The sequence below is a fragment of the Candidatus Schekmanbacteria bacterium RIFCSPLOWO2_02_FULL_38_14 genome, from assembly GCA_001790855.1.
In the GTDB taxonomy this organism is placed as follows: Bacteria; Schekmanbacteria; GWA2-38-11; order GWA2-38-11; family GWA2-38-11; genus 2-02-FULL-38-14-A.
This window is the reverse complement of the sequence record MGDH01000003.1, coordinates 1-596: the sequence shown is the minus strand read 5'-3', so window position 1 is coordinate 596 and position 596 is coordinate 1. Positions and strand designations below refer to the sequence as shown.

Below are 596 nucleotides of genomic sequence, written 5' to 3'. Positions count from 1 at the left end.
CCGTTTTTAGAGAGAAGAGATGGAAGCAAAGCAAAGAGAAGGTTTTGGGACAGAAGAAATTGTAGTCAATATGGGTCCCCAGCATCCAAGCACCCACGGTGTTTTGCGCATTCTGCTCACCCTTGACGGAGAAAAGGTAACAGATTGCGAAGTAGTAATTGGATACCTGCACAGGGGAGTTGAAAAGCTTGCAGAGCACAGGGACTACAAGCAGGCAATAATTCTTACTGACCGGTTAGATTATCTGGCTTCCATGTCCAATAATCTTGCCTATGTTCTGGCAGTTGAAAAACTGATGGATGTAAAGGTTCCTGAGAGGGCTGAATATATAAGAGTGATAGTGGCAGAGCTTCAGAGAATTGCAAGCCATCTTATCTGGCTTGCAACCCACGCAATGGACATAGGGGCTATTACTGTGTTCCTTTACTGCTTCAGGGAAAGGGAGGAGATACTCAACCTTTTTGAAATGCTGTGCGGCGCAAGGCTTACATATAATTATATGAGAATTGGCGGGGTTTCAGAAGACTTACCTGAAGGCTTTATAGAGAGAGCAAACAAATTTATTGAAATATTTCCGGACCGTATTGATGAATATG

At 43.5% G+C, this 596-nt stretch carries 1 pseudogene; it reads left to right on the top strand.

Going from position 1 to position 596, the window contains the following annotated elements:
• The first annotated feature begins 19 nt into the window (after positions 1 to 19).
• Positions 20 to 596, top strand: a pseudogene (locus tag A3H37_02510) (NADH dehydrogenase).